This is a genomic window from Halorubrum laminariae (assembly GCF_024494655.1).
GTDB classification, from domain to species: Archaea; Halobacteriota; Halobacteria; order Halobacteriales; family Haloferacaceae; genus Halorubrum; species Halorubrum laminariae.
This window is the reverse complement of the sequence record NZ_JANHDL010000009.1, coordinates 1-22,706: the sequence shown is the minus strand read 5'-3', so window position 1 is coordinate 22,706 and position 22,706 is coordinate 1. Positions and strand designations below refer to the sequence as shown.

The window sequence follows — 22,706 nt, the reverse complement described above, 5'->3', positions numbered from 1 at the left end:
TCGAACCACGCGACAGCGACCCCTATAGTTTGCTACCTGACAATAGATCGTAGAGCGGCGTCACTGCTCCGGTCACCGGTTCGTCGGCTCTCTGGGCAGATCGAGCGACTCAGTGAGATCGTGTTCCTCGCCCGTGAGGAGATAGAGCACGTCTTCGAGGACAACGACGAGTTCGGGCATCTGCCGCACGACGAGGAAGGTGATCCCAACGAGCGCGACGACGGCGAGCAGTTGGCTCATGATCCGGTCGGAGATCAGGAATGAGACGCGGTACGGATCGGTCGCGCCGAACATGGTCAACACGAGGTCGGGGTACCAGTGCATGTACTGGTTACCGGCGACGACGGAGATGAACGTGGTTCGGAGGATGTTGAGGACGTAGATGAGCGGAATCGACACCGCCAGCGCGCGGACCTTCCGCGCCAACGGGGCCTGCACCGCAGCGACCAGTCCGCCGAAGATCGCCATGCTCCCCAGCCCCGTACACGCCAGCACGATGTGGATGACGACAGTGTGACCGTCTTCGAGGGTCCAAGCGTACGCCGCGTCGTACCCCTCGCTGCTCGTCACCGCCTCGGGCGCATATCCGAGGAGATCGATGAGCGCTCCGGTCTGCGCCGCGACGATCTCGATGAGCACCCGTCGCGGCTCCGGAACCGCCACGCCGCCGACCGTGAACGCCGGGATCGTCTCGAACGGGAGGTAGATGAAAAGCATGATCGCGATCGCCCGTGTCAGGGTAAAAAGCGACGCACGGCCGCTGTACAACAGGTATCCGGCGTACACGCTGGCGGGGAATCCGACGAGCGCGAGGATCGACTCGACGTAGCTCTGATGCTCGAACGCGAAGTACGGCACCGTCGACAGCCAGAACAGTCCGAACAGCGCCCACGTTCCGGCCGCGAGCGCGCGACCGGCCGCGAGTCCGCGGCTGTCGAGCAGCCACGCGACGGCGAACAAGACTGCGACGATCCACGCGAACGTGAACGTGTCCGGGACCAGGCTCAAGATTGACGGTACGCCGGAACCGAACATATCCGATCGGTCGGTCGTCACCGAATAAAGCCCTTGTCGTTGCCGACGGTCCGTCGGGTATCTCCGTACAGTTCAGCAGAACCTCCCTTCTGAGCCGTCCGAGTCGGTCAGCGTTCGTCTGAGTCGAGCACCCGGATCTGGTCGCCGCGGACGGTGACCGGGATCGGGACGGTCGCCTCGTACAGCTCGACCGTCACCTGGTCTTTGCCCTCGTCGATCCGCTGGACGCGGGCCTTCTCGCCTTTGAACGGCCCGGCGATCAGTTCGACGATGTCGCCCTCGGCGATCCCCTCCACGTCGGGAGTCGGCGAGAGGAAGTGTTCGACCTCCGAGAAGGGGCTCTTAGCTGGCCCGTCTGATCCTTGGATCACGCCGTTGGCATGCGGAATCTCGTCGAGTATTCGGGCAAATACGCTCCCGTCCGTCGCTTCGACCATCACGTAGCTCGTGAGCTGGTCGGGGGCGATGACCGCCTGGATCTCCGGCATCTCCTTTTCGGCGAGCATGTCGGCGACGGTCCGCTCCTGGCTCGCAGTGGTCTTGACCGAGAAGATCGGCATTACGCGCCGACCCCCGGCAGGAGGCTCATGATCGCGAACATCAGGAAGCCGATGAACCCGATGAGGAGGATACCCGCGCCGGCGATCTTCGACACCTGTAGGAACTCGTCGGTGCTCGGCGTGCTCGCCAGCTTCAGCACCCGAATGTAGCTGTTGAGGTCGTACGGAACGTCCATGTTACGAGCGGCTTCGAGACGAGACGGTTTTTACCTTTTGATGCGGACCGATCGGTCGGACTCGTCGTCGGTCCGACCGCGCGGCGACTCACTCCGCGTAATCGATGTGTTCACTCCACGTAGTCGATGTCTTCGACGTCGGCCGCGCCCTCCGGCGCTTCGCCGTTCCGTCCGTATATCTGCGGCGACTCGACGCCCGTCACCACGATCATCGTCCGCATCTCGCCCTCCAGATCGTCGTCGACGGATGTGCCCCAGATGATCCGCGCGTCGGGGTCGATCCGGTCGTAGATCTCCTCGACGACGCCCTCAGCCTCCTCGATGGACATGTCCTGCCCGCCGGTGACGTTCACCAGCGCGGAGTTCGCACCGGAGATGTCGACATCGAGCAGCGGCGAGCGCAGCGCCGACTTCACCGAGTCTTGCGCCTTCGAGTCGGAGTCGGACTCGCCGAGGCCGATCATCGCGACGCCGCCCTTCTCCATGACGGTGCGCACGTCGGCGAAGTCGAGGTTGACCAGCCCGGGCATCGTGATGAGCTCCGTAATTCCCTTCACCGAGCGCATCAGCACCTCGTCGGACACCTTGAACGCCTGCCGGACCGGGAGCTTCCCGACCGCGTCGAGCAGGCGGTCGTTGGGGACGACGATGACGGTGTCGCTCACGTCGCGGAGGCGTTCGAGTCCGGCCTCGGCGTTCGTCCGGCGGACCTCCCCCTCAGCGGTGAACGGGGTCGTGACGATCGCGATGGTGAGCGCGCCCGACTCGCGGGCGGCCTTCGCGACGACCGGAGCCGACCCGGTGCCCGTGCCCCCGCCGAGTCCGGCCGTGACGAACACCATGTCGGAGCCGTCGATGGCATCTTGGATCTCCTCTTGCGACTCGATTGCGGCCTCCTCACCGACCTGCGGGAGCGAGCCCGCGCCGCGACCCTGCGTCTTCTGTTGACCCATCAGGATCTTCGTGTCGGCCTCGATGTTGACGAGGTGTTGCACGTCGGTGTTGGCGGCGACGAGCTTCGCGCCGTGGATCCCCTCCTCGGTCATCCGGTTGACGGTGTTACCGCCGGCCCCGCCGCAGCCGACGACGGTGATGTTCGTCTGAAGGTCTTGGAGGACATCCTGCAGTTCGTCGTCGGTCATCGTCCCGGTCTGTGGTGGCGTCCCGGACGTACCGTCGCCGGCGTCCGCGTCGGCTCCCCCCGGGTCGTCCGGAGACTCCTCGGCTTCGTCGATGGCGTCCTCTACGATAGAATCCATTATGTGGTGTGGTTGCGACCCGGACGTATTTATTTTTGCCCGATCGTCTGACGATAGTCGGACGGAATCCGTCGATCAGGCGTGACGATCGTCGGCTTCGTCGTCAGCGGGCCCGTCGTCGGTGGCTCCGTCGGTCGGAATCGAGAACCGATCAACCCGCGTCCGCGACACGTCCGCCGGCTCGATCGTCTCGCCGTCACCCTCGACCGCGTCGCCGTCGGCGAGCCGTCCGAACGCCGGTCCCTCCGGGACGCCGCGCTCGGCGGCGAGCGCCGGATCGAACGCCGTCTCGCGGGCGACGACGACCGTCGGTTCGGCGTCGGCAGGCGAGTCTCTTTCCGCCGCGTCGTCCGCGGCCACGATGCTGTCGTACTCGAACTTGACCTCGTCGTATCTACGTTCAAGCACGGCCGCGAGTTCGGCGACGAGGTCGGCGTAGCCGGGCGTCGCCGCGTCTGTCGCGAACGCGGCGCGACCGACGGCTCGCGTCCCGGCCTGTTCGGTCTCGAAGGCGACGGTACTCGACTCGACCGTCGCGCGCGTCGCGTCCGCGTCCACGCCCTGCGCCCGCGACAGCAACGCGGCCGGCAGTTCGCAGATCTGTAGTGCGTCGGAATCTGACGCCGAGGCCGGTGTGACATCGCCGAACCGGAGCCCGGCGTCGACCGTCGCGAGGTCGCGCTCCAACTGCTCCACCAGCGCGAGGGGGCGATCGCCGACCGTCCGCACCCACGTCTCGCTCACGACCCGGTGTCCGAGGTCGGCGATCACCTGCTTGAGGGCGGGGCGGTCTCCCTCGACCACGGCGAGGTCGGCTCGGCTCCGCTCGAAGGCCTGTTCGATCACGTTCCGGTTCGCGTCGGGCGCGCCCATCTCGCCGAGGGGCCAGTCAGCGCCGACGTGGCCGACCGCCCAGGCCGTCTCGCGGACGATCCGGGTGAACCGCGGCGCGTAGTGGCCGCCGCCGAAGCCGACGACGTGGCGGGGTTCGGTCTCGCCCTGCCGGAAATCTGTCTCGCCCTGCTGAGGGTCAATCCCTCCCTCGTCGGAGGCTGCGGCGAGCAGGGCTGGCCCCGTTCCCCGCAGGTCGAGGACCGCTCGCGCGACGGCGCGGGCCGCGTTCGAGTCCGTCCACTGCGGCTCGTCCGACCCGAGTTCGACGAACAGCGACGGAACGCTCACGTCGGTGGGTCCGTGGTGCGTACACTCAATCCCCACGTCGTACCCGGAGGGCGCGTGAGACGCGAGCGCCGCGACGACGCGCTTTTCCGCGCCGGGCGCGGCCCGCGAGAGCGTCTCCGCCTCCCCACCGTACGGCGCTGGCCCGAAGTTGCCGGTGACGTGGGCGGTCAGCAGCTCGCCGCTGTCGCCCGAGTGTCTGGAGACGAACACCAGAAAATCTGGCTTCTCGCCGTCCGCACCGAACGCGTCGGTCGGGTCGTCCAGATCGACGTGGAGGTCATCGAACTCGCGGAGTTCGAACCCGTCGGTCCGGTAGTACCGGCCGCCGCCGGCCGAATCGGGGCGCGTCTCGTCCTCGTGAGACGCCCAGTCACCGACCGCGAGCAACTGCTCTCCGATGTGTACCGAGGCGCTGTCGGCCCGACTCACGACGATCGCTATCACGCCCGTCGCTCCGGGGGCGTCACTCGAATAGCCGTCGGTTCGCAGTCGCACAACGGGATTCCGCGGCTGACAAATCGCCTCGGCGGACGGACAACGACCGAAAGGCGCTTTTCGCAGGCCCGCGAGCCTCGCGTATGATCACGGTCGCGCTGGCGGGGAAGCCGAACGCCGGCAAGTCGACGCTTTTCACCGCCGCGACGATGGCGGACGCCGACATCGCGAACTACCCGTTCACGACGATCGACGCCAACCGCGGCGTGACGCACGTCCGGACCGAGTGCCCCTGTCTCGACCGCGACGAGCGGTGCGGCAACGAGCGCTGCCGCGACGGGAAGCGCTACGTTCCGGTCGAACTCCTCGACGTAGCGGGACTCGTTCCGGGCGCACACGAGGGGAAAGGCCTCGGAAACCAGTTCCTCGACGAGCTGACGAACGCCGACGTGGTGGTGAACGTCGTCGATGCCTCTGGGGCGACGAACGCCGAGGGGGAGCCGGTCGAGCCCGGAAGCCGCGACCCGCTCGACGACGTGAGCTTCATCGAGGGGGAGATGGACCTGTGGCTCACGGGAATCGTCGACCGCAACTGGGAGAGCGTCGAGCGCAAGTCGCGGTCGCCGGACTTCGAGATAGAGGCGGCGCTCACTGACATGCTCACGGGATTCGGCGCGAGCGAGGGCGACGTGGCAACGGTGCTCCGCGGGCTGGAGTATCCTGACGATCCGAAGGCGTGGACCGGCGACGACCGCGAAGCGTTGGCGCGGGCGGTTCGCCGGCGGACCAAGCCGATCGTCGTCGTCGCCAACAAGGTCGACGCCGCCCCCGAGGGTGCGGTCGATCGCATCCGCGAGGGGACGGACAAGCCCGTGATCCCCGCGACCGCGGACGGCGAACGTGCCCTTCGTCGCGCTGCCGAGGCCGGCGTCGTCGACTACGACCCGGGCGACGAGACGTTCGAGATCGTCGGCGATGTCTCCGAGAGTCAGCGGGCGGGCCTCGACGCGCTCGCCGACGCGATGGCCGCTCACGGCGGAACGGGCGTGCAGACGGCGCTGAACGCGGCCGTCTACGACCGCCTCGATCAGATCACGGTGTTCCCGGTACAGGACGCAGCGAAGTGGACCGACGGTACCGGGAACGTGCTCCCCGACGCGTTCCTCTTGCCCGCGGGCTCGACGCCGCCAGATCTGGCGTACGCGGTCCACACCGACATCGGCGAGGGGTACCTCCACGCGGTCGACGCGCGCTCCTCGCGCCGGATCGGCGAGGGCCACGAAATGTCGGAAGGCGACGTGATCAAGATCGTTTCCACCGCAGGACCGTGACCGGATCGACCGGTCCGTCGACGCGACTGCGGCGGCTCTGTGGTCGAGATCGAAACAGTGCGATATCTCCGTGCGATCGATAGACACATCCGAATCGCCCGAGAGGGATCGGTAGACACCCGTCATGCTGGGGCTTGAACACGACTTCCGGATCGTCGACACTCGGGCGACACTCGATCCCGACGAGTCGTCGGTCGCGACCCACGGTCGGGACATCTCGCCGGAGCGGCTGGAACGGGAGATGCTTCAGGCCGGGATCGTCCGCGCCGTCGCGAGCCCCGGCCAGCGCGCGTCCGGGAGGAGCTATCTCCGCGCGAACAACGCCGTCGCCCGCCTCTCCATCGACCGGCCTTTCGTCGCGTTCGCCCGCCTCAACGGTCCGCGGGACGCCGGGACCGGTCCGCTGTCCGTGGTTCGGAATCTCCGCGCAGAGCGCGAGGACCACCACACTCGCCCGGATGACGTGGAGCAGTACTCCTACGACGACCGCTTTCACGGATTCACGCTCGCACCGCACGTCGACGGGCTCCCGAACGAAGACGTGCTGACGCGGCTGGCGGACGCGGACCTCCCGCTCATCGTCCACGCGGGCAAGCGGTTCCCGCCGACGGCGGTCGAGGCCGAGCTGCTCGGCTACGACTTCCCCGTGGTGCTTGGGAGCTTCGGCGGCCATCCGCTCGACGCCGACCTGATGAACGAGACTCTCGACCTTCTCAGTGACCACGACCGGCTGTACGTCGACACGACGGCCGTGCGCTACCGCGAGGTGCTCGAACGCGGGATATTAGAGCACCCCGACCGCGTGCTGTTCGGCTCCGGCGCGCCTGACGCGCACCCGAACGTCGGCGTGATGGAAGTGCTCACGCTCGACGTCTCCGAGGACCTGATGCGCCGGGTGTTCGCGAAGAACCCGGTCCGACTGGTGCCCGCGCTCGCTGAGGGTGCGGACGTCTGAGCCGCGCGAGCCGGAGCCGAGACGGTAGCCACTTGTCGCCGCGTCGCCCACCCACGCCCATGAGCGACGCAGACACCGACGACGCGGTCGGTGCCGACGACCCCGCCGATGATGACGACCCGCTCGTCGAGGTCGTCCGGGCGACCGGTCACGAACACGTCACCGCAGCGCACGCGAGCACCGTCGAGTTCACCACCGACGACTGGCTCACGCCCGCGGGCGACTGCATCGTCGGCATCGACGCCAACCGCGCTCCGCGAGACTTCTCCGCCGAGTTCCGGGAGACGTGTCAGGACGCGGACGCGACGATCACGGCGCGGATTGCGGTGGGAGCGCCGGACGACGAGACGGTCGGGCTCGACGATCCGACTCACGAGGTCGCGATAGTCGGCCGGGGCGACCCCGACCTGACACTCCTCGACGACCGGTCCATGGTCGGTCGGACGAGCGCGTACACCGACGACGAGCGGACGATTCTCGTTGACGGCGACGGCGCGGCCGCCGACCTCGACCGGGACCTCGTCGCCGCGCTCGCTGCGGGCGCGCCCGCGATCTTACGATTGACGGTGGAGCCGAGCGAGTGACTGTCCGATCGAGGCCGATCACGATCCAGTGACCGCCCCCGACTTCCCCATCGCGCCCGGCTGTCACTCGACGACCGGGAGGTCCGCTCGGCTCCCCTTCGGCACAACGGAGCGGAGCTCGTCGTAGAGGTAGAGCCCGACGCCGATCGGAACCTGTTCGCCGGCGATCTCGTGGGTCGCGATCAGGTATCCCCAGTCGCCCTCCCACTCGCGGAGGTCCTGATCCTCGCCGGCCGCGAACCGGGCGGCCTGCGCGGGGTCCAACTCGATCACGTTTCGCGTCGCGTGTGCGCCGAACCGCGATGCCGCCCGACCGGTGGGTTTCCAGTGCTCCTGTCGCGTCCGGAGGAGCGTCATCCCGATCGCCTCCACCTCGCTCGGGTCGGTCGCCTCGCCGTTGAACACCCAGATCTTCCCCGCGCCTTTCTCCCAGAAGCTGTAGCCCTCCAAGACGCTCGGGCCGATCCCGAACCGCTTGTCGAACCAGTCGAGGACCTCAGCACGGCTCGCGCGCCCCTCGACCACCCGGTCTGCTGGGGTCTTCGGGAGGCGATCGAATCGCTGGCCGACGTTGGTGGGACCTGACTCTCCGTCGCCAGCGGCGTCGCGATCGCTCACGCGGCCACCTCCTCGTCGCCGGCGGTGCGGTTGCTGTCGCCGCTATCGCCACCGTCGCCGCCGCTGTCGTCGTCGCCGCTGCCACCATCGCCGCCCACCCGCAGCTTCGCACAAAAGAACCCCCCCGTGTCGTTGTGGTGCGGGTAGATCCGCTTCGCCCGAGTCACCGTCTCGTCGTAGGTCTCCCCCTCCCACTCGGTGACGCCCGGAGCGGTCTCCAGCGGGAGGTCGAAGTCAACGATCGCACAGTCCTCGTTCGCGAGCACGTGGTCGAGCACCGCCTCGTTCTCCTCGGGCGCGAACGTGCACGTCGAGTAGACGACGGTTCCCCCCGGACGAGTCGCCTGCACGGCGCGCGCGAGGATCCCCTTCTGGACCCCGGCGACGCCGTGGACGTGGTCCAGCGTCCACTCGTCGAGCACGTCGGGGTTCTTCCGGCAGGTGCCTTCACACGAGCAGGGGGCGTCGACGAGCGCCCGGTCGAACGCGTCGAACGCGAGCGGCTTCAACGAGAAATTTCGCGCGTCCTGATTCGTGACGATCGCGTTCGTCACGCCGAGTCGCTCGGCGTTGTGTCGCAGCGCCGAGAGCCGTCCGAGGTTGTTGTCGTTAGCGACCACAGTCCCCTCATCGTCCATCGCGTCGGCTATCTGAGTCGTCTTGCTTCCCGGCGCGGCGCAGGCGTCCCAGACGCGCTCGCCGGGCTGCGGGTCGAGCGCGATCCCCGGGAGCACGGAGACCTCCTCCTGTCCGTGGGTCCAGCCGTGGACGTACGGCCAGTTCCCGCCGGGGTTCCCGTCGGGGAGCCGGAAGAGCCCGTCATGCCAGTCGACCGGTTCATACGCCACTCCCTCCTCGTCGAACGCCTCGCGGACGCGCTCCGGAGAGGTGGCGATACCGTTCGTGCGCACGACCGACGGCAGCGGGCGGTCGCACGCCGCCCTGAACGCGTCGACGTCGTCGACGAGCGGCTCGTAGCGGTCGAGCGGGTTCATGGCCGTCGTTTCGCGGCAGGCGGTTAGACGGTTTCGGGACGGATCGACCCGCACCTGTGACTGAATCGGCTGCATCGGTGAGTCGGCCCCATCTTTAGGTCGGCCGCGATCGTACCGTTGCGCATGGCGCGAATATCCGTTCTCGACGACGATGTCTCGCTGTCCGAACCCACCCTCGTCGAGGGGTTCCCGGGCGTCGGCCTCGTCGGAAAGATAGCGACCGATCACATGATCGACGAACACGAGATGGTCCATTACGCGAACGTCCACTGCGACGGCCTCCCACGAGTGGCGGTGTATCACGAGGACGATTCGGCGGTGACGGCCCCAGTGCGGCTGTACGCCGACCCCGAGCGCGACCTCGTCGCGCTCCGCAGCGACGTTCCGGTCCACCCAAACGCCGCCACCGAGGTCGCGAACTGTCTCGACAGCTGGTTCGACGAGACCGAAACGTTCCCCGTGTTCCTCTCGGGTCTCGGCCGCGAGAAGGGCGAGGAGCCGCCGGCGCTGTACGGGATCGCGACCGGTGACGGTGGCGACGCGCTGTCGCGGGCGGCGGTCGACGACCCGTCGGAGTCGGGGCTCGTCTCCGGGCCGACCGGCGCGATGATCGCGGCGGCGCTGGAACGCGGCCGCGACGCCGTCGGCCTCATCGTCGAGTCGGACCCGAAGTTCCCCGACCCGGAGGCCGCCCGGATCCTCATTCGCGACGGCATCGACCCGATCGCCGGGACCGAGACGCCGACTGACGGCCTCGTCGACCAAGCGACCGAGATCCGCGACGCGAAACAGCAACTCGCAGAGCAGATGCGGCAGGCGACCGAGGAGAGCTCGCAGGCGGAGCCGCTGAAGATGTTCCAGTGACCGGAGCGGACTAGGTGTCGTCTGTCACCTCTGCCGCCTCTGCAGTCCCCAGATTCTCTCCGCGTCCGTCGCTCACGTCCTCCAACTCATCAAGAATCGGCCGGTACTTGAGCTGCACCTCGTCCCACTCGCGGTCCGGGTCGGAGTCGGCGACGAGACCGACGCCAGCGAAAAGCGTCGCGCGGCGGGGGCGCGCGACCGCAGAGCGTATCGCGACCGCGAACGCGCCGTTGCCGGCGGCGTCGATCCAGCCGACCGGGGCGGCGTACCAGCCGCGGTCGAACGGCTCCGCCTCTCGGATGGTGTCGAGCGCGCGGTCCGGCGGAAGCCCGCCGACCGCGGGCGTCGGGTGGAGGGCCTCGACCAGTTCGAGGACGTGGCGGTCGTCGTCGAGTTCCGCGGTGATCGGCGTGTGGAGGTGTTGCACCGTGGCGAGTCGTCGCACTCGCCTGTCGCCGGCCGAAATCGACGCAGCGAACGGTTTGAGCTGGTCGCAGACCGTCTCCGCCACCAGCTGGTGCTCGTGGACGTTCTTGGCGTCGTCGAGCAGTTCGCGCGAGAGCCACTCGTCTTCCTCTGGGGTCTCGCCGCGACCGGTGGTGCCGGCGAGCGCGTCCGTCTCGACCGTCCGGCCGCGAAGCGCGACCAGCCGCTCTGGAGTCGCGCCAAAGAAGGCGCTCCCGCGGTCGTCGCCGTCGGGCTCGAAGTAGTATCGGTGGCAGTCCGGATACTTTTCTGCGAGCCGCTCCAGCGTCGCCGCACGCGGGAACGGGGCGGACAGCTCCGCTTCAAGTGCCTGTGCGAGGACGACCTTCTGTAAGTCGCCGCCGCGGATGCGGTCGACCGCGGCCTCCACTCCTGTCCGCCACGCCTCGCGGCTCGTGGTCCGGTGACTCGCAATTATACCCGGACGCGCCGGCCGTTCCGCCGTCGCGTCGATCCCCGATATCCGCTCGGCCTCTGCTTCGAGCCGGTCTTCAACGTCGTCCACGGAGGCATTCGCGCCGATCGCGTTCACCGTCAGCCAGATGCCGTTGTCGGCGAACGTCACCTGCACGCGCGGGAGGACGAATCGCGCCTCGGGAAACGGTTTCCAAGGGTCGCCGTCGCAGCTCCCCACGTGGAACGCGAAGCCGCCGAACACGCGAGGACGGGCGGCCTCGGTGCCGGCGTGTACGTCGCCGGAGTCGAACAGGTCGGTGGCGGCGGTGCGGACGTCGGCGAAGCGGTCGGCACCGCGTCCCGTCAGCGTCGCCGCCGCTCCGCTGCCGAGAACCAGCGCGTCGTCGGGAGCGTTCCATGTCGTCCGCGGTGCGGGGAGCGCGTCGAACACCGCCGCGAAGGCCGGCGCGTCGATTTCGACCGTGCGACTGACGAGCGACGGCGACGACGTCGAACGCGCCCGTTCCATTGCGGAGAAGTCGGAGCCGCGGAACCTTTATCCTGACTATCGGTGGAGTCGTCGGTCTCGTCAACCGACACGCGACAGCATCTTTCAAGGCGGAGCCTCCGGCCTCGCTCCTTGAGGCCGGAGAGGAAGCCGACATGGTGGGGAACAGGCAACGTGGTTGATGCTGACTGACTCGCCGTTCGATATACTTTTTTCGGGGGCCACCGTATTGGAAGCCAGTGATACCGTCGCACACGTCGCCGGTATCACGGGCCGCAGTAGCCCGGCCCCCGAATGGTGGGGATGTTGACCCCGAAGGTCGTTCGGTACGGGCGAGGAATGACCTTCCTTCCCGGCGACAACTGACGGCGAGTCCCACATCAAACCCCCACCCTCCACGAGCGAACCCGGTAGGGTGAGCGAAGTAGGGTGGGGTCGGTTACTCGCTAGCTGTATCGCTCTTCGTTCCACGGGTTCGCGGTGTCGCTGTACCCGCGCTTCTCCCAGTAGCCGAGTTCCTTCTCGGTGCAGAACTCGACGCCCGAGACCCACTTCGCGCCCTTGTACGCGTACTTGTGGGGCGTGACGGCCCGGATCGGCCCGCCGTGGTCTGCGGGGAGGTCGCCGCCGTCGTAGCCGTACGCGAACAGCATGCCGGGCTCGGTGCACTCGTCGAGCGAGAGGTTCGTCGTGTAACCATCGAGCGCGTGGAACAGGACGTGTTCGACGCCGTCGTCGAGTCTGGCACGTTCAGCGATCTCTGCGAATTCGACGCCGGTGAACGTACAGTCGAACTTGCTCCATCCGGTGACACAGTGGAAGTCCTGTCGCTGCGTGACAGCCGGGAGGTCGCGAAACTCCGCGAGTGAGAACGACAGCGGTTCGTCGACGGCACCCCACACCTCGAAGGCGAACGAATTCGCGTCCCACGCTGGCGTCTCTCCTTTCGAGAGCACCGGGAAGCGATCGGTTTTCCGTTGTCCGGGCGGAAGCCGACTGTCGCCGTACTCCCGATAGAGACCTGTGAGATCCGTCACGCCGCCGGCCGCGGAGTCGGTCATACGCGTGATCGGCGGTGCGGACACCTATCGGTGTCGCTCGCGATCGGATCCGCTATTATCATGTACATAACACATACGAACTCGTACATTAATCCCGTGAATAGAAACTGAAATTAGTACTACTCAAATAGTGTTCAAAAATTTCAAAATTTGGTTTCTCATCTCCACACCCTCGACGCCACATTTATATACACGTTGCCGTTACTCCCGAATAGCAAATGCCACGAGTGGAGATAACCGTGCCGGAGCATCTGGAGATGCAGATCGCCCAGATGGTGGAAGAGGGAGAGTTCCTCAATCGAGAGGAGGCGGTCGAGGAATTGCTTTCAACGGGAATCAAGGCGTACAAGACGAGCGGCCCCCGCGACGACGAGGAGTCGAGCGGCTTCGAGGACGGGGGGATGATGGGTCACGAAGACGAGTACGTGTTCTGACCGACGGCGAGCCCGTTTCACGATGTGCCTCCGAGCGGACGCGCTGCGGACCGACAAAACCGTGCGTGACCCCCTCAACAACGCTTAAAGGGGCAAGGACCCGTATTTTCGGGTATGCACAAAGACGAGCTACTCGAACTTCACGAAGAAATGGTGACGATCATGGAGCACTTCCGTGACCACGAAACAGTCGACAGTTCGCTTTTCGATCCGTACGACGAACTCGACGTCGACCCGTCGCACGTCCACAAGTCGAAGAGCGAGCACAAACACGCCGTGTTCGTACTCGGTAACGCCCTCGCGAACGCGATGAGCGAAGACGAGTTCTCGCCTGCGGGCCGCGTCGGTAAGCGGATGAAAGAGCTCGCCGACGATGCCGAAAACAAGATCTGAGACGCGCGCTTCGACGTTCTACGGACTCTCCGTCACCTCCTAGCTACGGTTCCAGCCGGTTCGGGTCTCGCGGGAACATGATCGCTTCCTTGATGTTCGAGAGACCGGCGACCTGCTGGACGAGCCGATCGATGCCGAGTCCATAGCCGCCGTGCGGCGGCGTCCCGTAACTCAGAGCCTCGATGTAGAACTCGAAGTTGGCTGTCTCGACGCCCTCCGCTTCCATGACCTCGACCATCCGATCGACGTTGTGTTCGCGCTGACCGCCCGAAGACAGTTCCTGTCCCTTGTAAATGAGGTCGAACTTCCGGGAGGCGATGTCGTCGCCCTCGACATCCTGCATGTAGTAGAACTTCTCGTCGGGGTAGCCGACGACGAAGAAGGCGGGATGGCCCTGCTCTTCGAAGTGTTCGCCGAGCAGCTTCTCGCCTTTCGTGTCGAGATCGGTCGGATCATCCGGGAAGTGGCCGAACTCGGTCTCTAAGATGTCGAGCGCCTCATCGAAGGTGATCCGCGGAAAGTCTTCTTCCGGTGCGTCGAGGTCGACGTCGAGCAGGTCCAGTTCGCGCTCGGCCTCGTCTGCGACCGCGCGGAGCGCGTACCGGAGCGACTCCTCTTGTACGTCCATCACGTCGTCGTGGTTGTCGATGTACGCGAGTTCGACATCGAACATCGCGATCTCCGAGACGTGCCGGGAGGTCGCGAAGTCCTCGGCGCGGAACGCGGTGCCGGTCTCATAGACGGCCTCGTAGCCGGAGGCCATCAGCATCTGCTTGTAGAGCTGCGGGCTCTGCGAGAGGAACGCGTCCTTGTTGTAATAGAGGATGGGGAACAGCTCCGCGCCGCCCTCGGCTCCGCCCTTCGAGATGAGCGGCGTCTTGATATCGACGAACCCCTCGTTGTCGAACCACTCCTCCATCGCCGTGATCAGCTTCGAACGCAGCGTGAACACAGCGAGCGTCTCCGGTTTCCGGAGGTCGAGCGCGCGGTTGTCGAGCCGCGTGGAGAGGTCGACCTCAATGTCTTTCGAGATCTCCAGCGGAAGCGGAGACCCTGCCTCGTCGATGACCTCGTACTCGGTGGGAGCGATTTCGACGCCGCCGGGTGCCTGATCGCTTTCCAGCGGCTCCCCGACGACGCGAACGACATCTTCGGCTCCGACATCTTGGACCGCCTCGAACAGGGCCGGCTCGCGCTCTTCTTTGAAGACGATCTGGATGAGTCCCTCGCGGTCGCGGACGATGAGGAAGACGAGGCCACCCAAATCGCGGATCTCGTGGACGTGGCCGGCGATGGCGACCTCGTCCGCGTCCGGTTCGACCTCAGACGTGTGAATACGCTCGATCATGGAAACTGCGTTAGGTCTCACTGGTCGGGCGGCCGTCATAGGCCTGTCGTCTCGCCTGAGTCAGCCTCCTACCGGAGCGGTCCGCCCGGGTCAGCCGTCGACTTCCGCGTGGACCTGCGTCTCCGCGCGTCGAAGCACCTCTCGAACCGGGAGTCCCGTCTTCTCAGCGACGGCGGCCGCGTCGTCGTACTCGGCGCTTACGTCGTACACCTCGCCGTCGGCGGTCGACGCGACCTTCACCGATACCTCGTGGTCCGTCCCGTCGACGGAGATAACCGCTGACTCGAACGCGCGCTCGGCGATCCATCGGTGGCTCGCGCCCGACTGTCGGACACCGAGCGTGCCCGTTTCGCGAGCAAGCGCCTCCGCGACCGCCTCGGCGTCATTCGGACGACAGATCACCTTCACGAGGTGACCGGGGCGCGACTTCTTCATCGTCGTCGGGACGACCGTCACGTCTCTCGCACCGACCCGCGAGAGCGTCTCCTGCAGCCCGCCGAGCACCTCCGGAGTAGCGTCGTCGAGGTTCGTTTCGAGCACCGCGATCTCGTCGCGGACCAGTCCCTCGGCGTCCCGGTCTCGCTCCACCTCGGCGGCAGGACCTCGCCCGTCGCCGGCGAGGACGCGCAGCACGTTCGGATGCTCCGGGAACGTCGCGTCGCCGGCACCGTACCCCGCGGCGTCGATGTCGAGGTCCGGAACCGCATCTACGCCCTCGGCGATCGCGCCGAGAATCGCCGCGCCCGTGGGCGTCAGCAGTTCGGTGTCGAGTTCGGTGTCGACGGGGCCGCCGCGGATCGCGAAGTCCGCGCGAGTCGCGATCTCCGTCGTCGCCGGCGCGGGAAGCGGATAGACGCCGTGGGCCATCGTCACCTCCCCGTCCCCGGTAGCGACCGGCGTGGTCACGACGCGGTCGGGGTCGATGTCGTCGAGGAGGAGGGCCGCGCCGACGACGTCCGCGATGGCGTCGTCCGCTCCCACCTCGTGGAAGTGCGTCTCGTCCAAGTCCGTGCCGTGGACCGACGCTTCGGCGCGGCCAAGCAGTTCGAAGGCGTCGAGCGCGACCGCTTCGACCGATTCGGGCAGTTCCATCGATTCGACGAGCGCAACGACCTCGGCGTAGTTCCGGGTGACGCCCGCGCCTTCGGCATGATCGTGCGTGTGGTCGTGGTCGTCGTAGTCGTGGCCGTCGTGCTCGTGGTCGTCGTGCTTGTGGTCGTCGTTCGACGCGTCGAGGTCCCCTCCCTCACCGTCGAGGAGCACGTCGACGGTCGTTGCCCGTATCCCGTTTCGCGTCGTCTTGCCCACCTCGTACCGGACCGGCAGTCGCTCGGGAACGGGATCCAGCACGGCCGGATCAGCGCCGGCAGCGATCAGCGCGGCACAGATCATGTCGCCGGCGGCACCGGTTCGGCCGTCGAAGACGAGCGTTCGCATACGCGACCGGACGCGATCGCCGGACAAATACCTCCGGATTCGCCGTCTCACGAATCGGACCGCCGGTCCCGTTAGATTCGTTTCCAATGTATAACGTCGAATGAATCGACCGGTCGATACAGATCGCGCGTGAACGGTATGGTCAGTATGTCTCGGATGGATTCATGACACTCGAAGTTGTATCTGACGTATGAACACTCACGTGAGAATGTACTTTTCGGGAGTCATCGCCGCACTGTCTGCATACCTCTTCGTATCGCTTGCGTTCTCCGGACAATTCGACTTCCTACACGGCGGGGTGTTCGTCGTGTTCTTCACCCTCGTGATGATCGCCTTCGACAACTTCGTCAGGTGGGCGAAGTCACTCGAATCTAACTGAGGGAATCTCTCCACTCGCGAGGTGCTCGCGACAGCGATGCGGGGGAAGGGATTCGAACCTCACTCACTCCGCTCGTTGCGCTCGCTTCGTTCCCTGTTTCGAATCCATTCCGATCCGAGCGCTGTCGCTCGCGAGGTGCTCGCGACAGCGATGCGGGGGAAGGGATTCGAACCACGGTCGCTCCCGTTCGCTCGCGATACTCGCTCACCTCCCGCTCCCTGATTCGAATCCCCTCTGGGCCGAGTCCCGCTGCTCGCGAAGTGCTCGCAGCGGGAATGCGGGGGAAGGGATTCGAACCCTCGAACCTCTACAGGAGCGGATCTTAAGTCCGCCGCTTTTGGCCAAGCTCAGCCACCCCCGCGCGGTCTCGGGTTCACTCGGCGGGGTCAAACCCCTTTCGAAAGATCGGGCGAAGACGCCGGCTGCCCGTCGCCCAGTCGACCGGCCTCCATTCGACCGACCTCCATTCGACCGGTCAGTGACTTACCAATCGACCGAGAGCGTCCCGTCGCCGTGCGGGTCTGGCGCGATCTCCTCGTCTGTGCGCCGGTCGACGACGTGGATCACGCCTTGGTCTTTTTTCGCGGGACACACCTCCGCAGCGCGGATGTTCTCGTCGAGTTCGTCCTCGCCGATGTAGTAGGACCGCGGCTTCCCCATGCCGCTTTGGATGTCCATCACCCAGTTGTCCGCGACCTCCGCGCACTTGCCCGCGCCGAAGCACTTGTTGGCCTCGAAGACGATCTTGTACGGCTTCTCCTCGATCGGTGGTCCGTCGCCGCCGATGTCGCTCGCTTTGACGACCTCGTCGCGATCGGTCTCCGGTTCGGCCTCGTCGGTGTCCACCGCCGTCTCGTCGGCGTCGCTCATACACGTTGTCGACGCCGATGCGACTTTCGTCTGTCGATCGTTCTCACCGCTCTCACTGCTCTCACTGCTCTCACCGCTCACCGGTGCGCGTCGAGCCCGTCGTCCGGCCCCTCGACGATCTCGTAGCTCCCCTCCGTCCAGCCGTCCTCGACGAAGACGAACACGCGGCCACCGGCGATCTCGGGGTCGGCGATCACCTCGTTACGCTGCCCCGTTCGGCCGACGATAACGCCGGGAAACACCTCGTCGCGGTCGCCTTCCTCGACGATAACGCGGCCGACGCCCGATTCCTCCAGAATTTCATCGTCCGTGTTGTAATCGTTGACGTACGTCATCACGCCCTCGGTCTCGGTCGGGTCAGTGACGAGGACGTGCGTCTCTTTTCCCGGGCCGGCCGTCACGGACCCCTCGACGGCGTCCGGAACGCCGCGGTAGAGGGTCGTCCGCCCGTCGAGATACTCGACGACGACGCCCTCCTCCCGGAGGTCGATCCCGATCGACGTCGGCGGAACGTCGCTTCGCGAAGGCGCTGACATACGAACCGGTCCGAGCGCACGACTGAAAAGCGGCGCGGGACGTGCCGGGTACGCACACGCACAGAGCCTGTGAGAGACTCGCCGTGATCGCTACCTCTTTATTCGCGCTCGCGAGCCGTGAGTGCATGCAGGGACGGGCGGCGGCGATTGGGGCCGGCACCGTGTTGAACGCGCTCGCGACCGGCACCGGCGCGGCGTTCGGCATCGACGTCGAGACGCGCGCGATGGTCGAACTCGACCCCGACAGCGACGCCGTCGACGGGACGATAGCCGAGGACGCCGACGCTGACACCGACCTGATCGAGCGCTGCGTCGCCCTCGCCGTCGACCGCTGGGGCGACGACGAGGGCGGCACCGTCCGCACCGACAGCGACGTGCCGCTCGCGGCGGGACTGAAAAGCTCCAGCGCGGCCGCCAATGCGACCGTGCTCGCGACCTGTGACGCGCTCGGACTCGGGGTCGGCGACGATCCGGACGACCCCTCGGTCGATGTCACCCGTCTCGAGGGCTGTCGACTCGGCGTTCGCGCCGCCCGCGAGGCCGGCGTCACGGTCACGGGCGCGTTCGACGACGCCGCCGCTTCGATGCTCGGCGGCGTCGCCGTCACTGACAACGAGAGCGACGATCTCCGGTCGCACGCCTCCGTCGACTGGGACGTGCTCGTGTGGACGCCGCCCGAGCGCGCCTACACTGCCGACGCCGACGTGGATCGCTGTGAAGCGGTCGCTCCGATGGCCGACCTCGTCGCCGACCTCGCGCTCGACGGACGGTACACCGAGGCGATGACGGTCAACGGTCTCGCCTTCTCGGCCGCGCTCGGGTTCGACGCCGACCCCGCGGTCGAGGCGATGCCACACGCGTCCGGGGTCTCGTTGTCCGGTACCGGACCGAGCGTCGTCGCCGTCGCAGACCCGACTTCCCCCGATGCCGACCTCGACGCGGTCGCTGATGTGTGGAGCGACCGACCCGGTGCACTGCGACGAACGACGACCAGAAACGACGGCGCGACCGTTCTCCGAGAGTGAACCCATGAGCGACACACCCACCCCCGAAGAGATGAGTCTGGACGAACTGCGCCACGAGATAGAAGATATCGACCGCGAAATCGTCGAACTGATCGCCCGCCGGACGTACGTCGCCGACACCGTGGCGGCGGTGAAAGCCGACCGAGACCTCCCGACGACGGACGAGGGACAGGAGGAGCGCGTGATGGAGCGCGCTGGCGACAACGCAGAGCGGTTCGATGTCGACGCCAACCTCGTGAAAGCGATCTTCCGGCTGTTGATCGAGTTGAACAAAGTGGAGCAACGGGAGAGTCGGTAGGACGCAACACCCTCGAACGCTCACGAGTGCCGCCGAATCAGGGACAGCGCACGACCGGCCAAACTGATTTATAATCATCTCCTGTACTCATCAGTATGGGGAGTTACGCGACGCCGCCGGATTGGTCGAGACAGACCGATGGAGACGACGAATCAGGGGATAAGCTCGGCGACCTGCTGTCGGGACGACTGGCTGATGTCGATGTCGACTCCGTCGCGGCGGTACGCGAAACACGAGAACGTCGATGAAGGTGTTCGTCGACACGAACGTTTTCGTCGCCAGCCTCACAGACGAACCGGGTCGAGGCGACGTAGCGACCGAACTCCTGAACGAGAGTCACGAATTCTGTACGTCGATTCTCAACCTCATGGAGATTCGATCGGTGTTGATGAAAAAGAAACGCGTGGAACAGGAGCGCGTTGAGGAGGTACTGACCGATGTCTACGGGAACGTCGACATCTACGCACCGGAAATCAGCGACCAGATTGCGGCGTACAGTCTTCAGCAAGACACGTTACTGTACACGCTCGATTGCGTTCTTCTCGCCCTTGCCGAAGATATCGACGCGACGCTGGTCACGTTCGACGGCGAACTGCTGGATAACGGTGCCGTCCCACCGGCAGAGTTGGTGGACTAGCGTCGATTTTGGAGAAGGCGGCGAATAGCGGCAATCCGTGCTGTCTCTGTTACGCCAGTCGACTACTTGGACAAGGGTCGAACAGCGGGAGAATCGATGATTATCGGTGAGTAACGAAGCGTCGGTGGAGTCCTCGGGTAGGAAGCGTTAGTGTTTATGCCGCATCGAGTCTCGTTGGAGCAATGAGCGTTCCATGCGTCGCGGTCGCGCGCGAGCGCGGCGAGCACGTCCGCGAGCGGCTCGCCGACGCCGACGCGCTCGACAGCGACCACGAAATCGCCGTCGACGGCAACACGATCTATATTCCGGTCTCGGACCCGGAGCGAGTTCCGAGCGACCTCGCAGAGCAGATCGAGATGCGCGATGCCGCCGAGCGCGACCGCCCGAAGACGCCCGCCGAGATTCTCGGCTTCGAGCCCTCGCTGGAGCGACTGGGAGATATCGTCATCGTCGACGAGGACGACCCCGATAGGGCCGCCGCGATCGCCGAGGCCGTGATGGCCTCCGATCTCCTCTGTGAGACCGTGCTCAATCGCGCATCGCCCATCGAGGGAGAGCTCCGCGTTCGGCAGTGGGACGTGCTCGCCGGGAACGGTACCGAGACGGTCCACCGCGAGTACGGCCACGCGTTCGCACTCGATGTCGCCGAGGTCTACTTCTCGCCGCGGCTGGCCACGGAGCGCCACCGCGTGGTGACGCAGGTCGACGCGGGCGAAACGGTCGTCGACATGTTCGCCGGAGTCGGTCCGTACGCGGTTCCGATGGCGAGCCGCGGTGCAGACGTCGTCGCCTGCGACCTGAACTCGACGGCGATCGAGTACCTCCGCGCAAACGCCGAACGCAACGGCGTCGCCGATCGAGTGACCGCGATTGCCGGTGACGTACGCGAGACGACGACGGAGTACGCCGACACGGCCGACCGACTCGTGATGAATCTCCCGCACTCCGCCGACGAATTCCTCGATACGGCGGTCGCGCTGGCCGGTGACGAGTGCGCCCTTCACTACTACGACATCCAACACGAGGACGACCCGTTCGGTCCGGGGACGGAGGCGATCCGCGCTGCCGCCGGCGACGAGTACGCGGTCGACGTGGAAACGGAGCGTCTCGTCCGTTCGTACGCGCCACACGAGTACAACGTCTGTCTGGATGTCAGACTCACGCGGATGTGAGAAGCATTCGAGTGTAGGGCGGCAGTGCGGATAGGCGGTGTGGCAAAGGCATGGTCGCCGCCCGCCCGAGAGTATCGCGGGTCGGTGCGGCATCGGGCCCGTCACATGACAAGAGTCCACGGCCTCGTGGCCGGTCGAGGTCAGAGGCGATTATGCGCTTGACACGCCGGTAGCGTTGGCCACGTGGTCGCCGTGGCGGATCACTCGCTGGGGAGAGTGGCGCGTCGGATCGCCGTGGGGGGTGCGATCGACGCGGGTCGTCGACGCCCGGTACGGGCTCTGACCGGGCAAGCACCGACGAGGGAGTCGATCCCCGCCATCGCGGCACGCGTTCGGTGTTATCATACTTCGATAGAAACCCGACCACATATTTATGCTTTTTCCTTATATCATACGAACTATTTTCTATATACCTACTCGTATGTAGTGATACAACAGGTATTTCGAAACGTATGGATATCGAGTGTCTGCTGATCGGCCGGAACAGTGGTTCTGCTCCACGTTGACCGGACACGCGCTGCCGCCACCGTTTCGGAACCCTTATTTTTCCGTTCGGGAATGGTCACATGCGTGCCGGGGTAGCTCAGCTGGCAGAGCGATTCCTTCGTAAGGAATAGGTCGAGGGTTCAAATCCCTCCTCCGGCTCTTCTGACGGAACGAAGTGAGTCAGAGAGCCGCGGGAGGGTTTGAATCAGGGAGTGGAGCGAAGCGGAAGGACCGTGGTTCACAATCCTCTCCTCCGGCTCTTCTACCGTATTTCGTGAACCGGAAATCCGGAGAGAGGCTCTAAATCGAAAAGCAGAGCGTGCGGGGTGATCGCGATCCACACGCTCTACCGAGTTCGTCGACATGGGTAGGGTTTTCCGGCGTGCGTTCCTTCGCGGAGATATGGCACGAGACGTTTCCAATCCGGACAATCCGCAGGTAACGCTTCACACGAACCACGGCGATGTTGTCATCGAACTGTTTGCCGACCGCGCGCCGAAGACGGTCGGAAACTTCCTCGGGTTGGCGCGTCACGATCCCGCCGCGGACGCCGAGCCCGCTCGCGACACCAACACTTGGGAGGACCCCGAGTCGGGCGAGACACGAGGCGACTCACTGTACGAGGGTAACGTCTTCCACCGCATCATTGACGACTTCATGATCCAAGGCGGCGACCCGCAGGAGAGCGGTCGCGGCGGCCCGGGGTATCAGTTCGACGACGAATTCCACGACGAGTTGACCCACGACGGTCCGGGAATCCTCTCGATGGCGAACTCCGGTCCGAACACCAACGGTTCGCAGTTCTTCGTCACGCTCGACGCCACGCCGCACCTCGACGGAAAACACGCCGTCTTCGGGCAGGTGATCGACGGGATGGATGTCGTCGAGAAGATTGGCTCCCTTCCCACCGACCGCCGAGACGAACCGCGCGACACCGTCGAAATCGAACAGGTCACCGTCGACGAGTAACGCTCTCCGTTCGGCGGCTGTCAGCAGTTCTCCTCCGGCGACGACCTCGCCGCTGCTCAGTCCGGTACTGACACACGTTCACCGAGAGGCATCGCTTCTCAGACAGTGCAAAAAATACGGAACTCGACGCGCACCTCGCGCAGTTGAAGCGCGCGGGGCCCAGTTACTCGAAGAGTTCGACGGCCTGTTCGTAGCGTGCGGCGGGCTCGGTCCAGTCGACGACTTGGAAGAAGTTGTCGACGAACTCGCCGCGTGCGGGGCCGTAGTCGTGGTAGTA

27 protein-coding genes and 2 tRNA genes are annotated in these 22,706 nt (G+C 65.8%); 14 read left to right on the top strand and 15 right to left on the bottom strand.

Features of this window, described 5'->3' with window-relative positions; all coding sequences use genetic code 11:
- Positions 1-72: 72 nt before the first annotated feature.
- From artA to NO887_RS13625, 5 genes are all read right to left on the bottom strand, one after another.
- On the bottom strand, positions 73-1,035 hold the full coding sequence (artA, locus tag NO887_RS13645; RefSeq protein WP_256418816.1) for an archaeosortase A: 963 nt from the start codon (positions 1,033-1,035) through the stop codon (positions 73-75).
- Positions 1,036-1,142: 107 nt separating this feature from the next.
- On the bottom strand, positions 1,143-1,595 hold the full coding sequence (locus NO887_RS13640; protein ID WP_256418815.1) for a transcription elongation factor Spt5: 453 nt from the start codon (positions 1,593-1,595) through the stop codon (positions 1,143-1,145).
- Positions 1,595-1,771 carry a protein translocase SEC61 complex subunit gamma gene (locus NO887_RS13635; protein ID WP_006628863.1) on the bottom strand — a complete coding sequence of 59 codons (177 nt, stop codon included), beginning with the start codon at positions 1,769-1,771 and terminating at the stop codon, positions 1,595-1,597. Before NO887_RS13635 ends, NO887_RS13640 begins: the two co-directional genes overlap by 1 nt.
- A gap of 110 nt (positions 1,772-1,881) precedes the next feature.
- The gene (gene ftsZ, locus NO887_RS13630) at positions 1,882-3,030 is read right to left on the bottom strand and encodes a cell division protein FtsZ (protein WP_256418814.1); all 1,149 of its coding nucleotides are present in this window, start codon (positions 3,028-3,030) and stop codon (positions 1,882-1,884) included.
- Between the two features lie 75 nt (positions 3,031-3,105).
- On the bottom strand, positions 3,106-4,656 hold the full coding sequence (locus tag NO887_RS13625) for a D-aminoacyl-tRNA deacylase (protein WP_256418898.1): 1,551 nt from the start codon (positions 4,654-4,656) through the stop codon (positions 3,106-3,108).
- A 134-nt stretch (positions 4,657-4,790) separates the two neighbouring features.
- Between NO887_RS13625 and NO887_RS13620 the strand changes: the two genes are divergently transcribed.
- The 3 genes from NO887_RS13620 to NO887_RS13610 all read left to right on the top strand — a co-directional run bounded on the left by NO887_RS13620 (position 4,791) and on the right by NO887_RS13610 (position 7,517).
- Entirely contained in the window at positions 4,791-5,978 is a 1,188-nt protein-coding gene (locus NO887_RS13620) for a redox-regulated ATPase YchF (RefSeq protein ID WP_256418813.1), read from the top strand.
- Positions 5,979-6,102: 124 nt separating this feature from the next.
- Complete coding sequence (locus tag NO887_RS13615) at positions 6,103-6,933, top strand: amidohydrolase family protein (RefSeq protein ID WP_256418812.1); 831 nt, start codon at positions 6,103-6,105, stop codon at positions 6,931-6,933.
- Positions 6,934-6,992: 59 nt separating this feature from the next.
- Positions 6,993-7,517 carry a DUF371 domain-containing protein gene (locus tag NO887_RS13610; protein ID WP_256418811.1) on the top strand — a complete coding sequence of 175 codons (525 nt, stop codon included), beginning with the start codon at positions 6,993-6,995 and terminating at the stop codon, positions 7,515-7,517.
- A 63-nt stretch (positions 7,518-7,580) separates the two neighbouring features.
- Here NO887_RS13610 and NO887_RS13605 read toward each other — a convergent pair whose 3' ends face one another.
- Both NO887_RS13605 and NO887_RS13600 read right to left on the bottom strand, forming a co-directional pair.
- Entirely contained in the window at positions 7,581-8,135 is a 555-nt protein-coding gene (locus NO887_RS13605) for a DUF7122 family protein (protein ID WP_256418810.1), read from the bottom strand.
- Positions 8,132-9,130 (bottom strand): RsmB/NOP family class I SAM-dependent RNA methyltransferase, encoded by a 999-nt coding sequence (locus tag NO887_RS13600; protein WP_256418809.1) that lies wholly within the window; start codon positions 9,128-9,130, stop codon positions 8,132-8,134. Before NO887_RS13600 ends, NO887_RS13605 begins: the two co-directional genes overlap by 4 nt.
- Before the next feature lie 123 nt (positions 9,131-9,253).
- Between NO887_RS13600 and NO887_RS13595 the strand changes: the two genes are divergently transcribed.
- The gene (locus tag NO887_RS13595; RefSeq protein WP_256418808.1) at positions 9,254-9,994 is read left to right on the top strand and encodes a proteasome assembly chaperone family protein; all 741 of its coding nucleotides are present in this window, start codon (positions 9,254-9,256) and stop codon (positions 9,992-9,994) included.
- Between the two features lie 10 nt (positions 9,995-10,004).
- On the opposite strand, the gene NO887_RS13590 is transcribed toward NO887_RS13595, so the two are convergent.
- Together NO887_RS13590 and NO887_RS13585 are read right to left on the bottom strand one after the other, a co-directional pair.
- Positions 10,005-11,405 (bottom strand): isochorismate synthase, encoded by a 1,401-nt coding sequence (locus NO887_RS13590; RefSeq protein WP_256418807.1) that lies wholly within the window; start codon positions 11,403-11,405, stop codon positions 10,005-10,007.
- A gap of 425 nt (positions 11,406-11,830) precedes the next feature.
- Entirely contained in the window at positions 11,831-12,445 is a 615-nt protein-coding gene (locus tag NO887_RS13585) for a molybdopterin-dependent oxidoreductase (RefSeq protein ID WP_256418806.1), read from the bottom strand.
- Positions 12,446-12,663: 218 nt separating this feature from the next.
- On the opposite strand from NO887_RS13585, the gene NO887_RS13580 reads away from it, so the two are divergent.
- Both NO887_RS13580 and NO887_RS13575 read left to right on the top strand, forming a co-directional pair.
- Positions 12,664-12,879, top strand: a complete 216-nt coding sequence (locus NO887_RS13580) for a DUF7120 family protein (protein WP_256418805.1) — start codon at positions 12,664-12,666, stop codon at positions 12,877-12,879.
- Between the two features lie 114 nt (positions 12,880-12,993).
- On the top strand, positions 12,994-13,272 hold the full coding sequence (locus NO887_RS13575; protein WP_256418804.1) for a UPF0058 family protein: 279 nt from the start codon (positions 12,994-12,996) through the stop codon (positions 13,270-13,272).
- 43 nt (positions 13,273-13,315) lie between these two features.
- On the opposite strand, the gene aspS is transcribed toward NO887_RS13575, so the two are convergent.
- Both aspS and larC read right to left on the bottom strand, forming a co-directional pair.
- Entirely contained in the window at positions 13,316-14,620 is a 1,305-nt protein-coding gene (aspS, locus tag NO887_RS13570; RefSeq protein WP_256418803.1) for an aspartate--tRNA(Asn) ligase, read from the bottom strand.
- 90 nt (positions 14,621-14,710) lie between these two features.
- Positions 14,711-16,057 (bottom strand): nickel pincer cofactor biosynthesis protein LarC, encoded by a 1,347-nt coding sequence (gene larC, locus NO887_RS13565; protein ID WP_256418802.1) that lies wholly within the window; start codon positions 16,055-16,057, stop codon positions 14,711-14,713.
- Between the two features lie 208 nt (positions 16,058-16,265).
- On the opposite strand from larC, the gene NO887_RS13560 reads away from it, so the two are divergent.
- On the top strand, positions 16,266-16,436 hold the full coding sequence (locus NO887_RS13560) for a hypothetical protein (protein ID WP_256418801.1): 171 nt from the start codon (positions 16,266-16,268) through the stop codon (positions 16,434-16,436).
- A gap of 276 nt (positions 16,437-16,712) precedes the next feature.
- Here NO887_RS13560 and NO887_RS13555 read toward each other — a convergent pair.
- The 3 genes from NO887_RS13555 to NO887_RS13545 form a co-directional block, all read right to left on the bottom strand.
- Positions 16,713-16,797, bottom strand: a tRNA-Leu gene (locus NO887_RS13555).
- 122 nt (positions 16,798-16,919) lie between these two features.
- A complete protein-coding gene (locus NO887_RS13550) occupies positions 16,920-17,306 on the bottom strand; it encodes a ferredoxin (RefSeq protein WP_256418800.1) in 387 nt (128 codons plus the stop codon).
- A 77-nt stretch (positions 17,307-17,383) separates the two neighbouring features.
- Complete coding sequence (locus NO887_RS13545; protein ID WP_256418799.1) at positions 17,384-17,842, bottom strand: DUF5796 family protein; 459 nt, start codon at positions 17,840-17,842, stop codon at positions 17,384-17,386.
- A gap of 125 nt (positions 17,843-17,967) precedes the next feature.
- Between NO887_RS13545 and NO887_RS13540 the strand changes: the two genes are divergently transcribed.
- The 7 genes from NO887_RS13540 (at position 17,968) to NO887_RS13510 (ending at position 22,429) form a co-directional block, all read left to right on the top strand.
- Positions 17,968-18,867, top strand: a complete 900-nt coding sequence (locus NO887_RS13540) for a shikimate kinase (protein ID WP_256418798.1) — start codon at positions 17,968-17,970, stop codon at positions 18,865-18,867.
- A 4-nt stretch (positions 18,868-18,871) separates the two neighbouring features.
- Positions 18,872-19,165 carry a chorismate mutase gene (locus NO887_RS13535; protein ID WP_256418797.1) on the top strand — a complete coding sequence of 98 codons (294 nt, stop codon included), beginning with the start codon at positions 18,872-18,874 and terminating at the stop codon, positions 19,163-19,165.
- Between the two features lie 95 nt (positions 19,166-19,260).
- Complete coding sequence (locus NO887_RS13530; RefSeq protein ID WP_256418796.1) at positions 19,261-19,413, top strand: hypothetical protein; 153 nt, start codon at positions 19,261-19,263, stop codon at positions 19,411-19,413.
- A complete protein-coding gene (locus NO887_RS13525; protein ID WP_256418795.1) occupies positions 19,410-19,802 on the top strand; it encodes a type II toxin-antitoxin system VapC family toxin in 393 nt (130 codons plus the stop codon). The genes NO887_RS13530 and NO887_RS13525 overlap by 4 nt, the downstream gene beginning before the upstream one ends.
- A gap of 182 nt (positions 19,803-19,984) precedes the next feature.
- Positions 19,985-20,974, top strand: a complete 990-nt coding sequence (locus NO887_RS13520) for a class I SAM-dependent methyltransferase (protein WP_256418794.1) — start codon at positions 19,985-19,987, stop codon at positions 20,972-20,974.
- Between the two features lie 572 nt (positions 20,975-21,546).
- Positions 21,547-21,619, top strand: a tRNA-Thr gene (locus tag NO887_RS13515).
- Positions 21,620-21,862: 243 nt separating this feature from the next.
- Complete coding sequence (locus tag NO887_RS13510; protein WP_256418793.1) at positions 21,863-22,429, top strand: peptidylprolyl isomerase; 567 nt, start codon at positions 21,863-21,865, stop codon at positions 22,427-22,429.
- Between the two features lie 163 nt (positions 22,430-22,592).
- Here NO887_RS13510 and NO887_RS13505 read toward each other — a convergent pair.
- Positions 22,593-22,706 (bottom strand): Fe-Mn family superoxide dismutase (locus NO887_RS13505; RefSeq protein ID WP_256417582.1); only part of this gene is annotated, 114 nt, incomplete at its 5' end.